Raw genomic sequence first — 2,206 nt, forward strand, 5'->3', positions numbered from 1 at the left:
TTTGAGGGCAGGCGCGACAAGGTGCAAGCTTTGATTGCATTGCGCCCCGGCACTGGCCTCAACAAAACTCCATGATGCCGGTTGACGGCGCCCGCCAAAGCATCTTCCAATGGCTGTCACACGAGACCGATTGAGACGGGACGAGATGATGACACTGGCGGCTGCGGCGCAATCCACGACATGGACTTTCGTCGATGGTGATTGGCACGAAGGCAACGTCGCCATTCTGGGGCCGCGCAGTCACGCCATGTGGCTCGGCACCAGCGTTTTTGACGGCGGCCGCTGGTTCGAAGGCGTGGCGCCGGATCTCGACTTCCACGCAGCCAGGGTGAATTCCTCGGCGATTGCGCTCGGCCTGAAGCCGAACATGAGCGCCGACAAGATCGTCGGGCTGACATGGGATGGGTTGAAGAAGTTCGACGGCAAGACGGCGGTCTATATCAGGCCGATGTACTGGGCCGAGCATGGCGGCTATATGGGCGTGCCGGCCGATCCCGCCTCGACGCGCTTTTGCCTTTGCCTCTATGAATCACCGATGATTCCGGCGACTGGCTTTTCGGTGACCGTGTCGCCGTTCCGGCGTCCGACCATTGAAACCATGCCGACCAACGCCAAGGCCGGCTGCCTTTACCCCAACAACGGTAGGGCCATTCTTGAAGCCAAGATGCGCGGCTTCGACAACGCAATGGTGCTCGATATGCTGGGCAACGTCGCCGAGACCGGAACCTCGAACATCTTCCTGGTCAAGGATGGCCACGTCTTTACGCCTGCGCCGAACGGCACCTTCCTATCCGGCATCACCCGCTCGCGCACGATAGCGCTGCTCGGCGAATATGGCTTCAGGACCACGGAAAAGACGCTGTCGGTGCGCGATTTCCTCGAAGCAGACGAAATTTTTTCGACCGGGAACCATTCCAAGGTGGTGCCGATCACGCGCATCGAGGATCGCAATCTGCAACCCGGGCCGGTGGCCAAAAAAGCGCGCGAACTCTATTGGGATTGGGCGCATTCGACTTCTGCTGTTTGAGCGGATAAAAAGGCGATCGACGCTTCATCCGGAGTTGTCCCAACCCATTCCAGACCTATCTTACTCCGGTATCGACACCGGATTTTTCCACGAGGGAGTACTATCCATGGCCTTTGAATTGCCCGCTCTGCCTTACGACTATGAGGCCTTGCAGCCTTACATGTCGAAAGAGACGCTGGAATATCACCACGACAAGCACCACAAGGCGTATGTCGATAACGGCAACAAACTCGCCGCCGAGGCCGGCTTGGGCGATCTGTCGGTCGAAGAGGTGGTCAAGCAGTCGTTCGGCAAGAATGCCGGCCTCTTCAACAATGCCGCCCAGCATTACAACCACATCCATTTCTGGAAGTGGATGAAGAAAGGCGGCGGCGGCAACAAGCTGCCGGGCGCGTTGCAGAAGGCAGTCGATAGCGATCTCGGCGGTTACGACAAGTTCAAGGCTGATTTCATTGCCGCTGGCACGACACAGTTCGGCTCCGGCTGGGCCTGGGTCTCGGTCAAGGATGGCAAGCTGGCGATCTCCAAGACACCGAACGGCGAAAACCCGCTCGTCCATGGCGCGTCGCCGATCCTCGGCGTCGATGTCTGGGAGCACTCCTACTACATCGACTACCGCAACGCCCGGCCGAAATATCTCGAGGCGTTCGTCGACAGCCTGATCAACTGGGACCATGTCCTGGAATTGTACGAAAAGGCGAAGTGATCGATTTCCAGAAGCCCCGGTATCACCCGGGGCTTTTCTTTTCTGCGTCCCGCAAGAGCAAAGGTCCGGCAAAAATCATCAGGGGGAAGGGAATTTTCCCTCTGTAGCATCCGTTGACGTCCTGTCCCGAAATGCCTTCATCATGGAGCCAATTGAATGAGAAAGCTTGTTATCGCCATCTCTATGCTCGCACTCGCGGCTTCGGCGGCCTTTGCCGACCCGATCCTCGACCGGCAGGCACTAATGAAGGAGCGTGGAAAGATCGTCGGCGGCCTGTCGAAAGTGGTCAAGGGCGAGGAGCCCTTTGATGCGGCGGCCGTGCTGACGCAACTTCAGGCGTTGCAGGCGAATGCGGAAAAATTCGATGCCGATGCACTGTTCCCGGCCGGCAGCGACACCGGCGACACCACTGCGTCGCCGAAGATCTGGGAAGACATGGCCGGCTTCAAGGCCACCAACGCCAAATATGTCGC

The 2,206-nt window shown here is 58.6% G+C and carries 3 protein-coding genes; all 3 read left to right on the plus strand.

Going from position 1 to position 2,206, the window contains the following annotated elements:
• Positions 1-148: 148 nt before the first annotated feature.
• Positions 149-1,027: a branched-chain amino acid aminotransferase gene (locus EN914_RS32865; protein ID WP_024505546.1), complete on the plus strand. Its 879-nt coding sequence runs from the start codon at positions 149-151 to the stop codon at positions 1,025-1,027.
• A 106-nt stretch (positions 1,028-1,133) separates the two neighbouring features.
• The gene (locus tag EN914_RS32870) at positions 1,134-1,733 is read left to right on the plus strand and encodes a superoxide dismutase (RefSeq protein WP_013532667.1); all 600 of its coding nucleotides are present in this window, start codon (positions 1,134-1,136) and stop codon (positions 1,731-1,733) included.
• Between the two features lie 156 nt (positions 1,734-1,889).
• Positions 1,890-2,206 (plus strand): cytochrome c (locus tag EN914_RS32875; protein ID WP_127389563.1); only part of this gene is annotated, 317 nt, incomplete at its 3' end.

Source organism: Mesorhizobium sp. M7A.F.Ca.CA.001.08.2.1 (assembly GCF_003998455.1).
GTDB lineage: Bacteria > Pseudomonadota > Alphaproteobacteria > Rhizobiales > Rhizobiaceae > Mesorhizobium > Mesorhizobium ciceri.